This window comes from Pseudomonas sp. NFPP28 (assembly GCF_900115535.1).
In the GTDB taxonomy this organism is placed as follows: Bacteria; Pseudomonadota; Gammaproteobacteria; order Pseudomonadales; family Pseudomonadaceae; genus Aquipseudomonas; species Aquipseudomonas extremorientalis.
On sequence record NZ_FOWT01000001.1, the window covers coordinates 96,558 to 109,865 of the forward strand.

The 13,308-nt window shown below is 60.0% G+C and carries 20 protein-coding genes and 1 pseudogene; 20 read left to right on the top strand and 1 reads right to left on the bottom strand.

Annotated elements, in window-relative coordinates:
- Positions 1-79 precede the first annotated feature (79 nt).
- The 13 genes and pseudogenes from BM110_RS00465 (at position 80) to BM110_RS00520 (ending at position 6,627) form a co-directional block, all read left to right on the top strand.
- Positions 80-910, top strand: coding sequence for a GPO family capsid scaffolding protein (locus BM110_RS00465; protein WP_093511905.1), 831 nt, complete (start codon positions 80-82; stop codon positions 908-910).
- Between the two features lie 40 nt (positions 911-950).
- The gene (locus tag BM110_RS00470; protein WP_093511907.1) at positions 951-1,973 is read left to right on the top strand and encodes a phage major capsid protein, P2 family; all 1,023 of its coding nucleotides are present in this window, start codon (positions 951-953) and stop codon (positions 1,971-1,973) included.
- A 4-nt stretch (positions 1,974-1,977) separates the two neighbouring features.
- On the top strand, positions 1,978-2,679 hold the full coding sequence (gene gpM, locus BM110_RS00475) for a phage terminase small subunit (protein WP_093511909.1): 702 nt from the start codon (positions 1,978-1,980) through the stop codon (positions 2,677-2,679).
- Between the two features lie 104 nt (positions 2,680-2,783).
- Positions 2,784-3,245, top strand: a complete 462-nt coding sequence (locus BM110_RS00480; protein ID WP_093511911.1) for a head completion/stabilization protein — start codon at positions 2,784-2,786, stop codon at positions 3,243-3,245.
- A complete protein-coding gene (locus BM110_RS00485; RefSeq protein WP_093511913.1) occupies positions 3,245-3,457 on the top strand; it encodes a tail protein X in 213 nt (70 codons plus the stop codon). The genes BM110_RS00480 and BM110_RS00485 overlap by 1 nt, the downstream gene beginning before the upstream one ends.
- Before the next feature lie 27 nt (positions 3,458-3,484).
- Positions 3,485-3,838, top strand: coding sequence for a putative holin (locus BM110_RS00490; RefSeq protein WP_093511915.1), 354 nt, complete (start codon positions 3,485-3,487; stop codon positions 3,836-3,838).
- 1 nt (position 3,839) lies between these two features.
- Complete coding sequence (locus BM110_RS00495; RefSeq protein ID WP_093511917.1) at positions 3,840-4,118, top strand: phage holin family protein; 279 nt, start codon at positions 3,840-3,842, stop codon at positions 4,116-4,118.
- Complete coding sequence (locus BM110_RS00500) at positions 4,115-4,960, top strand: N-acetylmuramidase domain-containing protein (protein ID WP_093511919.1); 846 nt, start codon at positions 4,115-4,117, stop codon at positions 4,958-4,960. The genes BM110_RS00495 and BM110_RS00500 overlap by 4 nt, the downstream gene beginning before the upstream one ends.
- Positions 4,957-5,160 (top strand): hypothetical protein, encoded by a 204-nt coding sequence (locus tag BM110_RS00505; RefSeq protein ID WP_093511921.1) that lies wholly within the window; start codon positions 4,957-4,959, stop codon positions 5,158-5,160. Before BM110_RS00500 ends, BM110_RS00505 begins: the two co-directional genes overlap by 4 nt.
- On the top strand, positions 5,157-5,600 hold the full coding sequence (lysB, locus tag BM110_RS29700) for an Rz-like lysis system protein LysB (RefSeq protein WP_093511923.1): 444 nt from the start codon (positions 5,157-5,159) through the stop codon (positions 5,598-5,600). Before BM110_RS00505 ends, lysB begins: the two co-directional genes overlap by 4 nt.
- A pseudogene (gene lysC, locus BM110_RS29675) lies at positions 5,515-5,700 on the top strand (Rz1-like lysis system protein LysC); the annotation flags it as partial. The gene lysB and the pseudogene lysC, both read left to right, overlap by 86 nt.
- Positions 5,697-6,179: a phage tail protein gene (locus BM110_RS00515; protein WP_093511925.1), complete on the top strand. Its 483-nt coding sequence runs from the start codon at positions 5,697-5,699 to the stop codon at positions 6,177-6,179. The pseudogene lysC and the gene BM110_RS00515, both read left to right, overlap by 4 nt.
- Complete coding sequence (locus BM110_RS00520) at positions 6,169-6,627, top strand: phage virion morphogenesis protein (RefSeq protein WP_093511927.1); 459 nt, start codon at positions 6,169-6,171, stop codon at positions 6,625-6,627. Before BM110_RS00515 ends, BM110_RS00520 begins: the two co-directional genes overlap by 11 nt.
- Here the strand turns inward: BM110_RS00520 and BM110_RS00525 are convergent.
- On the bottom strand, positions 6,607-7,566 hold the full coding sequence (locus tag BM110_RS00525; protein ID WP_175538831.1) for an FRG domain-containing protein: 960 nt from the start codon (positions 7,564-7,566) through the stop codon (positions 6,607-6,609). The genes BM110_RS00520 and BM110_RS00525 overlap by 21 nt on opposite strands.
- A 100-nt stretch (positions 7,567-7,666) precedes the next feature.
- Between BM110_RS00525 and BM110_RS00530 the strand changes: the two genes are divergently transcribed.
- From BM110_RS00530 to BM110_RS00560, 7 genes are all read left to right on the top strand, one after another.
- A complete protein-coding gene (locus BM110_RS00530; RefSeq protein ID WP_093511931.1) occupies positions 7,667-8,239 on the top strand; it encodes a phage baseplate assembly protein V in 573 nt (190 codons plus the stop codon).
- Positions 8,236-8,580, top strand: a complete 345-nt coding sequence (locus BM110_RS00535; RefSeq protein ID WP_093511933.1) for a GPW/gp25 family protein — start codon at positions 8,236-8,238, stop codon at positions 8,578-8,580. The genes BM110_RS00530 and BM110_RS00535 overlap by 4 nt, the downstream gene beginning before the upstream one ends.
- Positions 8,577-9,488: a baseplate J/gp47 family protein gene (locus tag BM110_RS00540; RefSeq protein ID WP_093511935.1), complete on the top strand. Its 912-nt coding sequence runs from the start codon at positions 8,577-8,579 to the stop codon at positions 9,486-9,488. Before BM110_RS00535 ends, BM110_RS00540 begins: the two co-directional genes overlap by 4 nt.
- Positions 9,488-10,105 carry a phage tail protein I gene (locus BM110_RS00545; RefSeq protein WP_093511937.1) on the top strand — a complete coding sequence of 206 codons (618 nt, stop codon included), beginning with the start codon at positions 9,488-9,490 and terminating at the stop codon, positions 10,103-10,105. Before BM110_RS00540 ends, BM110_RS00545 begins: the two co-directional genes overlap by 1 nt.
- Positions 10,102-11,643, top strand: a complete 1,542-nt coding sequence (locus BM110_RS29705) for a phage tail protein (RefSeq protein ID WP_256575326.1) — start codon at positions 10,102-10,104, stop codon at positions 11,641-11,643. Before BM110_RS00545 ends, BM110_RS29705 begins: the two co-directional genes overlap by 4 nt.
- 1 nt (position 11,644) lies before the next feature.
- Positions 11,645-12,040, top strand: a complete 396-nt coding sequence (locus BM110_RS00555; protein WP_093511939.1) for a hypothetical protein — start codon at positions 11,645-11,647, stop codon at positions 12,038-12,040.
- A 91-nt stretch (positions 12,041-12,131) separates the two neighbouring features.
- Positions 12,132-13,307 carry a phage tail sheath protein gene (locus BM110_RS00560; RefSeq protein WP_093511941.1) on the top strand — a complete coding sequence of 392 codons (1,176 nt, stop codon included), beginning with the start codon at positions 12,132-12,134 and terminating at the stop codon, positions 13,305-13,307.
- The last annotated feature ends 1 nt before the right edge of the window (position 13,308 follow it).

The following is a 13,308-nucleotide window of genomic DNA, read 5'->3' on the forward strand; positions in this document are numbered from 1 at the left end:
GTTGCCGCAACTCGCGCGCGTCACGACCATGCCCCTCATTGCAACGCACTTAGCGCCCAACGCATTGAGGATTCCCGGCATGAAGAAATTCCGCAGTAATTGGTTCCGCGTCGCCGTCGAGGGCGCTACCTCTGACAAGCGCACCATCAAACGCAGTTGGCTGGAACAGGCGGCGAAGAACTTCAATCCAGCCACCTATGGTGCTCGCATCTGGCTGGAGCACTTCCGTAGCCTGCTGCCCGACAGCCCTTTCAAGGCCTACGGTGACGTGCTCGCGGTCAAGACCGAGGAAGTGGAAATCAACGGCCAGAAGAAGCTGGCCCTGTTCGCCCAGGTCGAGCCGACGCCCGATCTGATCGCCATGAACAAGGCCAAGCAGAAGATTTACACCTCGATCGAAATCGACGACAGCTTCTCGGACACCGGCGAGGCCTACATCGTCGGCCTGGCGGTGACCGACTCCCCGGCCAGCCTGGGCACCGATGTACTGTCTTTCTCCGCGCAGAAGCCAGAATCCAGCCCATTCAAAGACCGTCATTACTCCGCGACGTCGATGTTCACCGAGGCAGTGGAAACCGAGCTGCAGTTTGAAGAAATCGAAGACAAGCCCAGCCTCGGCGCACAACTCTTCAGCAAAGTGCAGGCACTGCTCGGCGGCAAACAGGCGAAGGACGACGCCGAGTTTGCCCAAATCGGCCAGGCCGTCGAAGCGATTGCCGATCACGTCAAGGATCTGCCCGATCAGTTGGCTGCCGAGAAGAAATTCTCCGGCGAACTGAACACCAAGGTTGAGCAGCTCAGCAAAGACCTGACCGACCTGAAAACCACCCTCGGCAAAACCCAAGACCACTCCCAAACCCAGCGCCCACCGGTAACCGGCGGCGGCAACCAAGCCCTGGCTGAGTTCTGACCTGCGGCCTACACCGCCCAGCCCACTATCGGAGACACCCATGCGTAACGACACTCGAAAACTCTTCACCGGCTACCTCAGCCAGGTCGCACTGCTCAACGGCGTTGAATCGGCCACCGCCACATTCAGCGTCGACCCAACCATCCAGCAGCGCCTGGAAACCAAGATTCAGGAGTCGAGCGAGTTCCTGACCAAGGTCAACGTAATCGGCGTCGATGAACAGGAAGGCGAAAAGGTCGGCCTGGGCGTAGGTGGCACCGTTGCCAGCCGCACCAACACCAACGTCAAAAAGCGTGAGCCGCGCAGCATCGGCACTCTGTCGAGCGATAAGTACAAGGCCGAGCAGACCGACTTCGATACCTTCGTCAGCTACAAACAGCTCGACGCCTGGGCCAAGTTCCCGGACTTCCAGACCCGCCTGTCCAGCGCCATCGCCCAACGTCAGGCGCTCGACCGTATCCAGATCGGTTTCTACGGCGTTTCGGCCGCAGAACAAACCGACCGCACCGCGCACCCGCTGCTGGAAGACGTCAACATCGGTTGGCTCCAGCAGTACCGCACCCACGCACCCGACCGTGTGCTGAAGGAAGGCGCCGTCGCCGGCAAGATCACCATTGGCAAAACCGGTGATTTCAAGAACATCGACGCCCTGGTCTACGACGCTATCCAGTTGCTCGACCCTTGGTACCGCCGCAACCCTGGCTTGGTGGTGCTGACCGGCCGCGAGCTGGTCCATGACAAGTTCCTGGCCCTGGTCAACAAAGACCAAGACGCGACCAACACCCTGGCGAGCGACCTGATCATCTCGCAACGCCGCGTCGGTGGTTTGCCGCTGTATGAGGTGCCGTACATCCCCGAAGGCACGATCCTCATCACCACCTTCGCCAACCTGTCGGTGTACTGGCAGATCGGCGGTCGCCGCCGCTACCTCAAGGAAGAGCCGGAGTGGAACCGCATCAGCAACTTCGAATCGTCGAACGAGGCCTATGTGGTCGAGGAATACGGCCTGGGTTGCCTGCTGGAAAACATCACCCCAGTCGAAGAAGCAGGCAGCGAGGGTTAATCCCATGGCACTCAGCATCGCCCAAGCCCACCAGCGCCGCGCACGCGCGGCCATGGAGGCAGCGAAAACGGCACCGCAGCAATCAATGGCGGGTGCCACCGCCTACGAGCATCAGCTGAATCAGTTGCTCCAGGACCGGCTACGCCTGAAGGCAATTCAGTCCACCGCCGCCAAGGAAGCGCTCAAGCCGCAGCTATTGCCTCAGTACGTCCCTTATGTCGAAGGCGTACTTGCAGGCGGCAACGGCGCTCAGGACGACGTCTTAACCACCATTATGGTTTGGCGGATCGACGCCGGTGAATACGCCGGTGCGTTGGACATCGCCGACTACGTGCTCAAGCACAAGCTGATCATGCCCGACCGTTTCGAGCGCACCACCGGTTGCCTGGTCGCGGAAGAAATCGCCACCGCAGCACTGAAAGCGCAAAAAACCAACGACACGTTCGACCTGAGCATCTTGCATCGCACCGTTGAGCTGACCGACGACGAAGACATGCCTGACCAGGCCCGCGCCAAGCTCTACCTGGCAACGGGCCGTGCCACGGTGCATGGCATCACGGCTGAAGAACCCGGCCAGCCGGGGCAGATTCAGGCCGGTATCGACTTGCTCAAGCGCGCGATCGAGCTGCATGACAGCTGCGGCGGCAAGAAAGATTTGGACGGCGCCGAGCGCCTCCTGAAAAAACACGCTGCCACTGGCAGCTAACCGAGCGTCCCCACGCACCCCGCCGGCTCGGGGCGGATCGGCCAGGCCGCTCCTCCTGAACGTGAAGCCCCGACCACCGGCGATCTATTTTTGAGTGCCGTTTCATGAGCGCATTTGTAGCCAGCGGCCCAGTTACCGGCGGCCATATCAACACCGACCCTTTCTGGCCCTCAATCGATCTTGAGCAGCTGCGCGCCACTCTGCGCATCGACAACAGCGTTACTCCAGCCCGCCTGGAAACTGCAGTAATCGCCGCAGCGATCAACCTCAACCGTGAGCTGAAGTCGTGGAAAGCCACTCAACTGGCTGCTGGCTACGCAACGTTGGCCGACGTACCCGACGACAAGATCAACGACGTTTCGGTCCAGGCTCACCTGTACCGCCGTGCGATCGAGGCCGGTACCGGCGCCGAAGTCTGCGAGCGCTACCGCGACTACAGCGCGACCAACACGGGTAGCGACAAAGCCGAAGAAACTACCCCAACCATCGACGACTACCGCCGCGACCTGCGCTGGGCCGTCCGTGACTTCCTCGGGATCAGCCGCACCACCGTGGAGCTGATTTGATGCCCGTCGCCATCCGCACCATTCAAAACGACACCGTCGACGCTCTCTGCTGGCGGTACTACGGCCGCACTGCCGGCGTCACCGAGGCCGTGCTTGATGCCAACCCAGGCCTGGCCGACTACGGCCCAATCCTGCCGCAAGGCCTTACCGTCAACATGCCCGAAGCCCAAACCAGCGCGCCCCAGCGGCAGATGGTGCAGCTATGGAATTGACCCCCTGCATCCAAGGAAACCCACACCATGGCTGATCCGACTTCCAGCGCTGTGACCGGCCTGCTTATGGGCCTGGGCCTGGCAACCGTGACGCCGATCATCGACGGCGAGGCGCTGTTCGGAGCGATCCTCGGCGCATGGCTGGTAACCAGCACCAAGCACGACCTCAAGGTCTGGCAGCGGCTGGGCTCACTGTTCTTGTCCGCCGGTGTGGGCTACCTGTTTGCGCCTATGGCTTTGCAAGTACTCCCGTTTATCACCAGCGGCGGCGGTGCATTTCTCTGCGCCCTGGTGGTCATCCCGATCAGCATCAAGCTGATGGTGTGGGTAGAAAAAGCGGACATCTGGGACATCTGGCGTCGCATCAGAGGGGGCAGCTGACATGCCTAGCATCGAACTGGCCGTGCAATTGATCACGGCAATTGCCTACCTGCTGAGTGCACTGCGACTGGCCTGCTACAGCCGAGGCGAGGCTCGGTACCGTCGCAGCATCTCTCTGCTTGCCAGCCTGTTTGGCTCAGCGCTGTGCATCTGCGGCCTGGAGATCCTGTTATATCGCCAGCCCACAAGCCTCTGGCAAGCCGTCTCGATCGTGCTGCTGTGCACCCTGATTTTCCGTTCACGCGGCAACGTCGCCGCCCTGTTGAGGCCCAGCGCATGACCACCACCCTTCGCCACGGCGACCGCTCGCAAGCGGTGCTGATGCTACAAAAGAACCTCAACAAGCACGGCGCCAACCTGGTACCGGATGGGCACTACGGCGACGCTACCGAAGCTGCCGTCCGCGCCTACCAGGTTAAAGTCGGCCTGGTCGCCGACGGTATCGCCGGCACCAAGACCCAAACCAGCCTGGCCGGTGGCGACTGCGGCCAGCTACTGCGCAACAACGACCTGGTGGCCGCAGCCGAACGCCTCGACGTGCCGCTGGCTAGCATCTACGCAGTCAATGAGGTGGAGTCCAAGGGCAAGGGCTTCCTCGACAATGGCAAGCCGGTGATTCTGTTCGAACGCCACATCATGTACCGCCAGCTCGCTACGGCTCGCCATGCCGGCGATGACACAGCGGAACTCAAACGTCATGCCGACCAGCTCGCCGCCGCCAACCCAGCCCTGGTCAACCCGAAACCCGGCGGATATATCGGTGGCACCGCCGAACACCAGCGCCTGGCCATGGCTCGCCTGATCGACGACACAGCCGCCCTGGAGTCAGCTTCCTGGGGAGCCTTTCAGATCATGGGGTTCCACTGGAAGCGCCTCGGCTACGCCAATGTGCAGGCCTTCGTCGCGGCAATGACTACCGGCGAGTCGCAGCAGCTCGACGCTTTCACGCGATTTATCGAAACCGACCCGGCTTTGCACAAGGCGCTCAAGGCCCGCAAGTGGGCCGAATTCGCCCGCCTCTACAACGGGCCGGATTATCTGCGGAATCTCTACGACACCAAGCTCCAGCGCGCCTACGAACGGCACGCCAGCCGCGAATGCGGACAAGGGGTGGCGGCATGATCGACTTTGAAGCGGTGCAAAAATTACGCGTGCAAGACGGTGACCTGCTGGTAGTGCCCGATTCGACTGAACAAGCCGACATGGAGCGGCTGGCCGAGTGCATCCAGTTGATGAACAACGCCAGGGCGGTGATTGTGCGCGGTCCCATCCAGCATCTCGATGCTGCCCGCATGAACAAACTTGGCTGGTACCGCGCGTGAGCATGCTGCGCCAGGTGCTTTACGGCATCGCCTTGCTCGGGGCCTTGGGGCTGCTGATCTGGGTTCAGGAAACCCGCATTGACGTCGCCAAAGGCAAAACCGAGCTGGCAAAAGCTGCGGCCAAGACCGCCCGCGAAGACGCTGACCGCAACCTTGCAACGGCCAACACCCTCACCGAGACCCTGAAACAGGAACGTGACGCACAGAGCCAACTGCGCAGCCTGCAGGACCAACTGCGTCTGGGCCTGGCAAAGCGTGAGCGAACCATAGAGGAGCTGAAACGTGAAAACGACGATCTACGAAACTGGGCTGCTCAGCCTTTGCCTGACGCTGCTCGCCGGTTGCGCGAGCGCCCCGCCCTCACCGGCGCCGCAGCTTATCAAGACTGGCTGTCCGGCCGTGGTGCCGTGCGTGCTACCGGCGACCAGCCCACGCAGTAACGGCGACCAACTCACCGACCAGGACCGCGCCGAAGCCGCCTGGGCCGATTGTGCCGCCCAGGTCGACATGGTCTACAAACACCAACAGGCCAACCCATGAACAAGCCCGAAAGCCTGCGCGCTCACCTCCTGGCCACCGTCGCCGATTTTAAGCACGACCCCGACCGTCTGTTGATATTCATCGACAACGGCAAGGTCCGTTGCACCGCCGCACACACCCTGTCGTTTGAGTACAGCTTTGATCTGCAGATCATCCTCACCGAGTTCGCCGGCCACCCTGACAGCGTGTTCCTGCCCGTTCTTGCTTGGCTCAGCGTCAACCAGTCCGAGCTGCTGGAGAACCTGAATAAGGTCAGCGATGGCATACAGTTTGAAGCCGACATCCTCGACAAGAACAAAGTGGACCTCAGCATTACCCTGGCGCTGACAGAGAAAGTTGTTGTCGGCAAAGATGACCAGGGCAATACCACCGTGAAGCACCCGAACGAACCGCAGTACGTGGTGGGCTATCTCGATCCGAACTGGAAGCCTGGTGCGCACGGGAACACCAGTGAGTGGAGAGTGCCGGATGGCGAATAGCCTGGAGGCGCTGGAGACCTGGGCGGCGGTGCTGCTGGATAGGCTGGAGCCAGGGGAGCGCAGCAAACTGGCCCGGAGCATTGGGCAGGAGCTGCGCCGTAGTCAGCAGAAACGGGTGATGGCGCAGGAGAATCCGGACGGTAGTAAGTACGCACCTCGTAAGCATCGGGACCTGCGAGGTAAACAGGGACGGGTTAAGCGAAAGCTGGCGATGTTTAGGAAGCTGCGGACTGTTTCGTATCTGAGAGTTCGGGGCGATAGCAATGCTGTGACGTTAGGCTTCACCGGGCGGATTGCCCGGATTGCCAGAGTTCACCAGTATGGTTTGAAGGATCGCGCGGAACGTGGCGCTCCCAATATTCGCTATGAGCAGCGGGAGATTTTAGGGTTTACCCAAGTAGACCTCGACCTCATCCGCGATGGACTCCTAGCTCACCTGACCACCTGAACCTTTCTTTTTGAGAAATGGCCTTTCTTTTAACTCCATAGCTACCCCCTCATAGCCTGGAAATATCTTCGCAGGACCATAACCAAAGCCCCTTAGCTGTGAAGCAAGCTCGATAGACTGAGACTTTGGCAGTGTCAACTTAACAAACATATTTTCACTAACATTGTTAGTCCACCCATTCAAAAAACTTTCCAGCAATTCGTCTAATGGGCGTCTATCGACACGCGGAAGCTCCTTAATTTCACCCGATGAGATGGTATTTACTCCAGGAACTTTACTTGCCCAATGTGTAAACAACCCACTCTGCGCAGCCAGGTTAGGATTGCCACCGTAATGGGTATTGACCAATTTCAAAGGAAAGTCAGTCCCAAGATTCTCCAGCATGCCGACTGTTCTGGCATTCAGCCCCCATATACACAGATCCCCCTCAAGTTCTTGACTGGGTCGCGATGCAAAATACGCGGCAACAAAGGGATCATATGTCCAATCTAATAAACGTGTGGGCACCCCGTGGTGCTGCGCAATTGCGGCAACTTCTAACATATCGTCAGGCAACCATTTGTCACCATCAATCCACGCTGACATAGTGCTGAAGTCAACTTTTTGATGAAGCTGTTTACGCAAACGATCCGATATAGGTACGTGGAGGCCGCGAGCGTCAGCCATTCTGTAAAAATCTCGAATCAGCTGGTATTCCACATAAGCCAGCGAAAAGTCGTTGTCGTTAGTCGATCCAGTAATTGAAGCGTACGCTAATGAGTAATCCCAGATATCTTCCTTCGGAGAAACACGGAGCGAGGTAGGGACCAACTGGTAACGGGAGTTTGAATGACCTCTAAATATGTAGCCGTCCAGCTCCAAATTGCTCGACCACGGAGTAAGTGCATTTAAAAAATCTCGGGCCGTTTCAAAGCGATGTTCGACAATATAACTGGCCACAACAAATCCTTTTTTTGGATGGACACAAATTCTTGTAAGCCTCACACCTACAAGCTCTTAACTCTTACGAGCGCGCGCGAAACTCTACACCATCGGCGCTATGAACGACTTCGCCGCCCTCTCCCGCATGCTCGAAAACCTCATCCGCTTCGGCGTCATCGCCGCCGTGCAGATGGAGCCCCCGCGCGTGCAGGTAAAAACCGGTGCACTGACCACCGCCTGGCTGCCATGGCTCGCCCTACGCGCCGGGTCTGACCAGGAATGGGACCCGCCCACCGAGGGCGAACAGGTAATCCTGTTCAGCCCATCCGGCCAACTCGCCAACGGCGTCGTCGTAACCGGTCTGTTCAGCGACCACATCCCCGCCAACGGCAACCGCGCCGGCCTGCACCGCCGAACCTACGTCGACGGGGCGGTGATCGAATACGACAGCGTCGCCCACCATCTGAACGCCACCTTACCCGACAGCGGCACAACCAGCCTGGTTAGCAAGGGCGGGATCAACATCATCGGGCCGATCAATCACCAGGGCGATTACAACCAAACCGGCAACCAGAACGTGGTCGGCCTTGTGACCGTTTCCGAAGACGTGGTCGCGGCCAACATCAGCCTGGTCAACCACCTGACCACGGGCGTCAAGCACGGCGACGATCAATCAGGTAAGCCAATATGAACCGAGAAACCGGCGCCGCCATCAGCGAACTGGACCACATCGGCCAGAGCATCACCGACATCCTCACCACCCGCATCGGCACGCGCGTAATGCGCCGCGAATACGGCAGCCTGCTGCCCGAGCTGGTCGACCATCCCTTCAACGACGCCACGCGCCTGCGGGTTTACGCGGGCACGGTCATGGCGCTGATGCGCTGGGAACCCCGTATCAGCCTCAGCCGCGTACAGTTCATCGGCGCGAACCTGCAAGGGCAGTCGGCGCTGGAGCTGGAAGGCTCCGTCGTCGACAGTAATGAACCGTTGAGCCTAAGCGTGCCGCTGCAAATGGGTGGCAGCGTATGAATTCCTTTGCCGCGATTGACCTCAGCCAACTCCCCGCGCCGCAGATCGTCGAGCAGATCGACTTCGAGTTGATCCTGGCCGAGCGCAAGGCCTACATGATCAGCCTGTGGCCGATCGAGGAACAGGCGCAGATTGCCGCCCGCCTTGAGCTTGAATCAGAGCCCCTGACCAAGCTGCTGCAGGAGAACGCCTACCGCGAAACCATCTGGCGTCAGCGCGTGAACGAGGCCTCCATTGCCAACCTGCTGGCCCTGGCGAAAGGCCCGGATCTGGACCAATTGGCCGGCAACTTCAACGTCCAACGTCTGGTGGTTCAGGAAGCCAAGCCCATGGCCGTCCCACCCGTCGCACGGATTATGGAAAGCGACGACAGCTTGCGCGAACGGGCGCAGATGTCGTGGGAAGGCCTGAGCACCGCCGGCCCGCGCCAGAGCTACATATTCCACGCCCGTGGGGCTGACGGCCGTGTTGCCGACGCCACAGCAGAAAGCCCGTCTCCCGCCGTGGCGGTGGTGACCGTTCAATCCTTGCTCGGCGACGGCACAGCATCGCCCGACCTGGTCGCCGCCGTTCAAAAACATCTGAGCGACGATGACCGCCGGCCCGTGGCCGACAGGTTGACCGTGCAAAGCGCGCAGATCATCCGCTACCCGGTCAAAGCCAAGCTGTACCTGCTGACCAGTGGCCCCGAGTCGGAGCCGATCCTTGCCGCCGCCGAACAAAGGTTGCTGGCCTACGTCCACCAACGTCGACGCCTGGCAATGGAAGTATCCGAATCGGCCCTGCACGCCGCGTTATTCGTCGAGGGCGTGCGCAAGGTTGAGCTGGAGGACTGGGTCGATATCGTCGCCACCAAAGCCCAGGCGCCCTACTGCACCGGCGTCACCCTAACGCGGGGTGCTGAATAATGGGCGCCCAACGGCTGCTGCCGAATAACTCAGTGCCGCTTGAGCTGCACGCAGCACAGGCGCTCGCAGAGATCCAGCGCGTACCGATCCCGCTGAGAACGCTCTGCAACCCGAACACCTGCCCGGTGGTGGCACTGCCCTACCTGGCCTGGGCCTTCTCCGTCGACCGTTGGGACAGCAACTGGACGGAAGCCACCAAGCGCGCCGCCATCCGCTCATCCCGCTACATCCACGCGCACAAGGGCACCATCGGCGCTCTGCGCCGCGTGGTCGAGCCGCTGGGCTACCTGATCGAGGTGGTGGAATGGTGGCAGACCGTGCCGGAAGGCGTGCCCGGCACCTTTGCCTTGAAGGTCGGCGTGCTGGACACCGGTATCACCGAGGAAATGTACCAGGAGCTGACCTGGCTGATCGATGACGCCAAACCCCTCACCCGCCCCCTGACCGGCTTGGCTATCAGCCTGGAAAGCACCGGCACCGTGTACATCGGGGCCTGTGTGTACGAAGGCGACGAACTCAGCGTTTACCCACCGACCCAGCGCGATATCGACGTCAGCGGCGTGTACCGCATCGGTGGCCGCGAACACCATATCGACACGATGGACATCTACTCATGACCGATCAAAACAGCCAGTTCTTCGCGATCCTTACCGCCGTAGGCGAAGCCAAACAAGCCAACGCAGACGCTCTGGGCGTGCCCTGGACGTTCGCGCAGATGGCCGTGGGTGACGCCAACGGCACCGACCCTATCCCAAGTCGCACTCAGACCAAATTGATCAACGAGCGCCGTCGTGCACCGTTGAATCAGGTAAAGGTCGACCCGAACAACGCCAGTGTGATCATCGCCGAACAGATCATTCCCGAGAGCGTCGGCGGTTGGTGGGTGCGCGAGATCGGGCTGTACGATGCAGCGGGTGATCTAGTTGCCATTGCCAACTGCGCACCGACGTACAAACCGCTTCTTGCTCAAGGTTCAGGGCGGACTCAGGTGATCAGGATCAACCTGATCGTGAGCAGTACGAGCAACATCGAGCTGAAAATTGATCCGTCGGTGGTACTCGCAACGCGAGAGTACGTTGACGTAAAGGTTGCAGAAGAAATTGGCAAGCTCGACTTAAAACAGTCCGTCGTCGTTGCAACCCTCAATAGCGTCGCACTGGGCGGCCTACAGACCATTGATGGCATTGCCTTGGAACCGGGCGCGCGCGTGCTGGTGAGAAAGCAGCAGACCGCGAGTCAGAATGGCATATACATCGCGGCAACAGGCCAATGGTTAAGGTCGCCTGACGCGGATACCAACGCAAAAGTGACCTCTGCGCTGACGGTAGGAGTTGAACGCGGTGATACGTACGCCGATACAGTTTGGACATTGACCACTGACGGCCCTGTTGTGATTGGCACCACAGCACTTAATTTCGAACTGCTATCAGCCACAGCGAAGGACGTTGCAGGCGTCTTCAGGAGCGTAACGGTCGATAAATTCGGTCGGGTTCTGGCTGGCACCTCTCCAAACACCCTGGCGGGTTACGCCATCGAAACGGCCAGCAAAGCCGAAGCTGAAGCTGACGAAGTGACCGAAAATACAAAGCCGGCCACCATGCTGAACGTTTTCCAGTTCTTCAGGAAACGCTGGGTTGAAGCGACGGAAAGCAAATCAGGCGTTCAGGCCAACGCGAAAGACGAGGACATGGATGAAGGCACCACCGACGCTCGAACCGTCACTCCGCTGAAGCTGGCACACCGCCTGGCAAAGGTACTTGTTCAAGCCACCGAGGCGGTAGCAGGGTTGGCCAAAGTCGCGAGTCAAAGCCAGGTTGACCAGGGCATTGATGATGCAACGATGGTTACACCGAAGAAGTTACGCGCAGGCTTCCGAGTCTCGTTGGCAGTCAACGGCTATATCTACTTCCCCAGCTGGATGGGGGGCCTGGTCTGGCAATGGGGAAATCGAACCTTCACCTCAGGAACCTCGGCAGCTTTTGCTGTGCCATTTCCTGTTGAGTGCCTAATTGCCTGGGCTCTACCGAATTCCATTGTCGGCGGGAGTCCCAGTTCAGTTGCAGCGAACGTTCAGTCGCTGACAACAACGTCCATGATCCTGAGCTGGTCGGCCGGCGGGACCTATTCTTTCTTCTGGTTCGCATTGGGGCGCTGACATGTCAAAAATTTATGCTGTATTCAATGACGATGGGCTGTTTCAACACATGCTTTTCCGGGGCGTACATGCCATCCCGAAAGGTGCGGTCGAGATCAGCGACGAGTTATCGGCGCGCATTCTCCAGCAACCTGACTCGATCTGGCGGATTGATGGAACTGGCGCGATTACCGCTACCGATCCCGAGTCGATTCCACCCACCCGCGAACAGATCGAGGCACTGCGCCTACGGTCGTATTCTGATCCCCTCACAGGTTCGGATCGCTACTTTGCTGAAGCTCAGCGTATGCAAGTGATGAACGAGCCAGGCTGGGAGGCCGTCCGTGCTGCCGGTGTAGCCCGATTCGAAGAAATCCAGGCTCAGTATCCTTGGGATTCGGCCAACGACGCCCTGTAATCCACCCAGCTACAAACCGCGCCGCTCGCCCATCCGGCGCGCGCGCGGCAGCCTGTGCACTGTCATTCCATCACAGCGCAGGCAACCACCCATGGCCGGTTCAGACTATCTCCACGGCGTGCGGGTTCTCGAACTCAACGACGGCACCCGCCCCATTCGCACCATCGCAACCGCAGTCATCGGCCTGGTATGTACGGCTGAAGATGCGGACCCGCTTGCTTTCCCGCTGGACACTCCCGTCCTGCTGACCAACGTGCAAACTGCCATCGCCAAAGCCGGCGTCAAAGGCACCCTGGCGAAGAGCCTTCAAGCCATCGCCGACCAAACCAAGCCCTACACCATCGTGGTGCGAGTGAAAGAAGGTGCAGACGAAGCCGCCACCACTAGCGCCCTGATCGGCACCACCACCGCCGACGGCAAGTACACCGGCATGAAAGCCTTGCTCGCCGCCAAGGCCCGTGTGGGCATGACACCACGCATACTCGGTGTGCCAGGCCTCGACAGCCAACCGGTGGCCACCGCCCTGGTATCGATTGCCAAGGACCTACGCGCCTTCGCCTACGTCAGTGCGTGGGGCTGCAAAACCAAGGAGGAGGTGGTCGCCTACCGCGAGAACTTCGGCGCCCGTGAGGTCATGGTGATCTGGCCGGAGTTCCAGAACTGGGACACGGTCACCAGCGCGACCGTCACCGCGTCGGCAGTAGCCCGTGCGCTGGGCCTGCGGGCGCTGATCGACAAAGACATCGGCTGGCACAAGACCATCTCCAACGTCGCGGTCAACGGCGTGACAGGCATCAGCGCCGATGTGTTCTGGGATCTGCAAAACCCAGCCACTGACGCCAACTACCTCAACAGCAACGAGGTCACCACTCTGATCAATGAGGGTGGCTTCCGCTTCTGGGGCAGCCGCACGTGCAGCGACGATCCGCTGTTCGCGTTTGAAAACTACACCCGCACCGCGCAGATCCTCGCCGACACCATGGCCGAGGCGCACATGTGGGCCATGGACAAGCCACTGCACGCGTCCCTGGTCAAAGACATCATCAACGGGATCAACGCCAAGTTCCGCGAGCTGGTCGCCCAGGGCTACCTGATCGGCGGCAGCTGCTGGTACCCGGAAGACATCAACGATAAAGACACCCTCAAGGCCGGCAAGCTGACCCTCGACTACGACTACACCCCCGTGCCGCCCCTGGAGGACCTCACCCTGCGTCAGCGCATCACCGACCGCTACCTGATGCAGTTCGCCGCCGCCGTCAACGCTTAAA

Bases quoted from the DNA above. Each gene is read 5' to 3' on its own strand.
- BM110_RS00465 (WP_093511905.1), top strand. From the start codon at position 80: ATGAAGAAATTCCGCAGTAATTGGTTCCGCGTCGCCGTCGAGGGCGCT.
- BM110_RS00470 (WP_093511907.1), top strand. From the start codon at position 951: ATGCGTAACGACACTCGAAAACTCTTCACCGGCTACCTCAGCCAGGTC.
- gpM (WP_093511909.1), top strand. From the start codon at position 1,978: ATGGCACTCAGCATCGCCCAAGCCCACCAGCGCCGCGCACGCGCGGCC.
- BM110_RS00480 (WP_093511911.1), top strand. From the start codon at position 2,784: ATGAGCGCATTTGTAGCCAGCGGCCCAGTTACCGGCGGCCATATCAAC.
- BM110_RS00485 (WP_093511913.1), top strand. From the start codon at position 3,245: ATGCCCGTCGCCATCCGCACCATTCAAAACGACACCGTCGACGCTCTC.
- BM110_RS00490 (WP_093511915.1), top strand. From the start codon at position 3,485: ATGGCTGATCCGACTTCCAGCGCTGTGACCGGCCTGCTTATGGGCCTG.
- BM110_RS00495 (WP_093511917.1), top strand. From the start codon at position 3,840: ATGCCTAGCATCGAACTGGCCGTGCAATTGATCACGGCAATTGCCTAC.
- BM110_RS00500 (WP_093511919.1), top strand. From the start codon at position 4,115: ATGACCACCACCCTTCGCCACGGCGACCGCTCGCAAGCGGTGCTGATG.
- BM110_RS00505 (WP_093511921.1), top strand. From the start codon at position 4,957: ATGATCGACTTTGAAGCGGTGCAAAAATTACGCGTGCAAGACGGTGAC.
- BM110_RS00515 (WP_093511925.1), top strand. From the start codon at position 5,697: ATGAACAAGCCCGAAAGCCTGCGCGCTCACCTCCTGGCCACCGTCGCC.
- BM110_RS00520 (WP_093511927.1), top strand. From the start codon at position 6,169: ATGGCGAATAGCCTGGAGGCGCTGGAGACCTGGGCGGCGGTGCTGCTG.
- BM110_RS00530 (WP_093511931.1), top strand. From the start codon at position 7,667: ATGAACGACTTCGCCGCCCTCTCCCGCATGCTCGAAAACCTCATCCGC.
- BM110_RS00535 (WP_093511933.1), top strand. From the start codon at position 8,236: ATGAACCGAGAAACCGGCGCCGCCATCAGCGAACTGGACCACATCGGC.
- BM110_RS00540 (WP_093511935.1), top strand. From the start codon at position 8,577: ATGAATTCCTTTGCCGCGATTGACCTCAGCCAACTCCCCGCGCCGCAG.
- BM110_RS00545 (WP_093511937.1), top strand. From the start codon at position 9,488: ATGGGCGCCCAACGGCTGCTGCCGAATAACTCAGTGCCGCTTGAGCTG.
- BM110_RS29705 (WP_256575326.1), top strand. From the start codon at position 10,102: ATGACCGATCAAAACAGCCAGTTCTTCGCGATCCTTACCGCCGTAGGC.
- BM110_RS00555 (WP_093511939.1), top strand. From the start codon at position 11,645: ATGTCAAAAATTTATGCTGTATTCAATGACGATGGGCTGTTTCAACAC.
- BM110_RS00560 (WP_093511941.1), top strand. From the start codon at position 12,132: ATGGCCGGTTCAGACTATCTCCACGGCGTGCGGGTTCTCGAACTCAAC.